Below are 3,407 nucleotides of genomic sequence, written 5' to 3'. Positions count from 1 at the left end.
CTCCAGCTCCAGCAGTGGCTCCAGCTCATGCGGCTCGATGTTGCTGCCGATCATCAGGCGCAGGCAGTCAGTGATGAAGTCGATCAGGTGGTGGTCGGCCTGCACCTTCGGGTAGTTGCCGAACAGCGCGCTTTCGGCCGGGCGCTCGACGTGGTCTTCCAGCGCCATGAAGCCTTCACGGCGGGCCTTGTTGAGCAGTTCGTAGACCAGGCTGAGGACGTCGATGTAGTCCTGCTGCTTGTAGCGCGGGCCCTTGAACACGCCGACCATGGCCTGCAGCGTCTGCTTGACCGTCTTGGCCGGGGTGCCGACCAGGAACGCACCCAGCGCGGCACCGCCGATGATGACCAGTTCGTAGGGCTGCCACAGCGCCCCAAGGCGGCCGTGTGCGCCGAGGTAGCCGCCCAGCACGCTGATGATGACGACCAGGAATCCAACGATGATGAGCATGGCGCGACGCAAGGAGGGGGGATATCTCCTTGTCGGCCTGACACCGGTGTTTCTGAAGAGGGAATTCTGTGAAGTCGGTCAGCGGGGCATTGCGGCGCGTGTCAGCCCGCCACACCGGCCTCTGCGCCGCCACGCTGCAGCGGATCGGGCCACGGCTCGCCGTTGCCGGTGAATGAAAGTGAGACCGAGTTCAGGCAGTGGCGCTCGTAGGTGGGCGGCGGACCGTCCGGGAACACGTGGCCCAGATGGCTGCCACAGCGGGCGCAGGTGATCTCGGTGCGAACCATGCCATGGCTGGTGTCGCGGATCTCGCGCACGTGCGACGGGTCGAACGGGGCGAAGAAACTGGGCCAGCCGGTGCCCGAATCGAACTTGGTGCTGGAGCGGAACAAGGGCAGGGCGCACAGGCGGCAGCAGTAGACGCCCTCGCGCTTGTTGTCGAGGAATACCCCGCAGAACGGCGCCTCGGTGCCGTGCTGCAGCAGCACGCGGCGCTCCTCGGCGCTGAGCCCGGCAACCAGGGCGTCGGTCTGCGTGGCGGTGGGGGGCGTCAGATCGAAAGCGCTCATGCCGGCTCTCCGTGGGGTTGTGGCCTGGGATGCCAGCAGACGTGGGGGTGTCGGCACACGCTTGCAAGTGTGATGGCCGTTCATGGCCGGCACACAGGGGCAGGCGCAGGGTAAGGGTGGCCCACCCTGGAGCGCGCGATGAAACCCCGCCTAGTCCTGTTGTTGTCGGCCCTGTTGCCTCTGCTTGCCCAGGCGCAGGTTCCCACCGGCAGTCCGACCGCCACCCGCAGCAGCGCGACGGTGGCACCGCCGCCTGTCGCCCCGCCACCGCAGGCGTCGCGCCCGCAGCCGCAGGTGCTGCCCTCGCCGCAGCCGGCACAGCCGATCCGATCGACCGGCCCGGCCCAGGTGACCCCCACGCCCGCGCCGGCGCTGCCGGACAAGGTCTACGACCGCAACGGCCGCATCGTTCCCGGCGTCAAACCGGTCGGCCCCAACCGCGTGTTCGACTCGCGCACCGGCCGCTACTACGACAGCGTACCGACCGGCGACGGCCAGCAGATCAAGCGCTGACCCCAGCGCCCGCAACCAATCGCGCAACCCAAAGAGCGCGCAGCGACCCGCTGTCGCTCTTTTTCTTTTTCTTTTTCCGTGGCTGGCGCCCGCATGAACCTGTCCAAGGCCGGGCGGGTGGGCTGTGCAGGGGCGCAAGCGCCATGGGCCCGAGGCATGCCTCGGGCGGATTGGGCAGGACGCCCAACCCCGGTCTTGCCGTGTGCGCAGGACAGCGCACACGAGCAAGGCGCGCCGAGCCTACAGGGGTGAGGGCGCTTTGCTTGCGAAGCACTGCTTCGCAAGCGCCCGAACGCACAGCCGCTAGCGGCTGGGCCGGTCTGGGGATTCACGGCGTCCCCTGCACAGCCCACCCACCCGGCCTCACCCGCAATGCTGGAAGCATGCGCAGCCACGAGGGGCTCAGCCGTTGGCAGGAAACCCGCCACCTACATGAACGCCGGAAAACAGCCCCCGCCCTGTACACCCCGCATCACCCGTTTTTCGCCTGCGATTAACCGCACCAGGACCACGGTGGACCTGCGCCGGCATCCCTGTCGTCGCGCTTCCCTCGTCCCCTTGGAATACGATCATGGCCAACCAGCAGAACCGTCATCCCGGCAAGGAACAGCAGGGCAAAACACCGCAGGAACAGCAACGCCAGCAGCAACAGCAACAGCAGCCGAACGAGCAGCAGAAGAAGAATCCGCAACAAGGTTCCATGAAGAACCCGCAGCAGCGCTGATGCAGCCAGGGGACCAGAGCCCGCGTTGCGGGGTCTGGTCCCGCTGCCGCCGGTCGGTTCAATCCGGAATCGGCAGCGCCCAGGTCTCCTTGACCTCTTCCATCACGATGTAGCTCTTCGACTCACGCACATGTGGCAGGGTCAGCAGGGTGCTGCCGAGCAGCTTGCGATAGGACGCCATCTCGCTGATCCGTGCCTTCAGCAGGTAATCGAAATCGCCCGACACCAGATGGCATTCCAGCACGTTGGGCAGCTTCAGCGCCGAACGCCGGAATTCCTCGAAGATGTCGCTGGATTTGTAGGCCAGGCTGATCTCCACGAACACCAGCAGGCTCGCTTTCAGCGCGCTGGGGTCCAGGTGCGCGTGGTAGCCGGTGATCACCGCTTCGCGCTCCAGYCGGCGCACACGCTCGGTGCACGGGGTGGTCGACAGGCCGACCCGTTCGCCCAGCTCGGTGAAGGAAATGCGGCCTTCGGCCTGMAGGATGCGCAGGATMTTRCGGTCGATCTTGTCCAGCTCGCGGGGACGGGTGGCCATGGGCGTCAAGCTCGGGGAATGAATCACAGGGAAATATCCTGACTGCATTGCTGAAATCAGGCAAATCATCTGGATACGGAAGAATATACTTCCCCGATTATGGCCCCTGCGCACGCAAATGCAGGGAATGATCGGGTTGGAGAATTCCCATGCGAGTCCTAGTCCTCGGCAGCGGCGTGATCGGCRCCACCAGTGCCTGGTACCTGCGAYAGGCCGGGTTTGAAGTCACGGTCGTCGACCGCCAGCCCGGTCCCGCGCTGGAAACCAGCTTCGCCAATGCCGGCCAGCTGTCMTTCGGCTACACCTCGCCGTGGGCTGCCCCGGGCGTGCCGAAGAAGGCCATCGGCTGGCTGTTCGAAAAGCACGCACCGCTGGCGATCAAGCCGGGCATGGACCTGGCCCAGTACCGCTGGCTGTGGCAGATGCTGCGCAACTGCACCCACGAGCGCTACGCGATCAACAAGGMGCGCATGGTGCGCATGTCCGAGTACAGCCGCGACTGCCTGAATGAGCTGCGTGCGCAGACCGGTATCGATTTCGAAGGGCGCGACCTGGGCACCACCCAGCTGTTCCGCACCCAGCAGCAGCTGGATGCATCGGCGCAGGACATCGA

General features: G+C 65.9%; 6 protein-coding genes. 3 read left to right on the top strand and 3 right to left on the bottom strand.

Going from position 1 to position 3,407, the window contains the following annotated elements; genetic code table 11:
• Positions 1-450 (bottom strand): motility-associated protein (locus tag AC1VAN_RS15745; protein ID WP_480986153.1); only part of this gene is annotated, 450 nt, incomplete at its 3' end.
• 101 nt (positions 451-551) lie between these two features.
• Positions 552-1,019, bottom strand: a complete 468-nt coding sequence (gene msrB, locus AC1VAN_RS15740) for a peptide-methionine (R)-S-oxide reductase MsrB (RefSeq protein ID WP_025878406.1) — start codon at positions 1,017-1,019, stop codon at positions 552-554.
• A gap of 138 nt (positions 1,020-1,157) precedes the next feature.
• Here msrB and AC1VAN_RS15735 point away from each other — a divergent pair, with 138 nt between their 5' ends.
• Entirely contained in the window at positions 1,158-1,532 is a 375-nt protein-coding gene (locus AC1VAN_RS15735) for a hypothetical protein (RefSeq protein ID WP_032977053.1), read from the top strand.
• Positions 1,533-2,103: 571 nt separating this feature from the next.
• A complete protein-coding gene (locus AC1VAN_RS15730) occupies positions 2,104-2,256 on the top strand; it encodes a hypothetical protein (RefSeq protein WP_025878408.1) in 153 nt (50 codons plus the stop codon).
• 58 nt (positions 2,257-2,314) lie between these two features.
• Here AC1VAN_RS15730 and AC1VAN_RS15725 read toward each other — a convergent pair whose 3' ends face one another.
• Positions 2,315-2,794 carry an Lrp/AsnC ligand binding domain-containing protein gene (locus tag AC1VAN_RS15725; protein ID WP_480986152.1) on the bottom strand — a complete coding sequence of 160 codons (480 nt, stop codon included), beginning with the start codon at positions 2,792-2,794 and terminating at the stop codon, positions 2,315-2,317.
• Positions 2,795-2,943: 149 nt separating this feature from the next.
• Here AC1VAN_RS15725 and AC1VAN_RS15720 point away from each other — a divergent pair.
• A partial coding sequence (locus AC1VAN_RS15720) for an FAD-dependent oxidoreductase (RefSeq protein ID WP_480986151.1) occupies positions 2,944-3,407 on the top strand: 464 nt, incomplete at its 3' end.

It is taken from the genome of Stenotrophomonas sp. 05L44_2 (genome assembly GCF_056665995.1).
The sequence above is the reverse complement of the archived record's forward strand: the minus strand, read 5'-3'. Positions and strand labels throughout refer to the sequence as shown.

What these genes read in the sequence shown, in the direction of transcription:
- msrB (WP_025878406.1), bottom strand. Translation starts at nt 1,019, where the DNA reads ATGAGCGCTTTCGATCTGACGCCCCCCACCGCCACGCAGACCGACGCC.
- AC1VAN_RS15735 (WP_032977053.1), top strand. Translation starts at nt 1,158, where the DNA reads ATGAAACCCCGCCTAGTCCTGTTGTTGTCGGCCCTGTTGCCTCTGCTT.
- AC1VAN_RS15730 (WP_025878408.1), top strand. Translation starts at nt 2,104, where the DNA reads ATGGCCAACCAGCAGAACCGTCATCCCGGCAAGGAACAGCAGGGCAAA.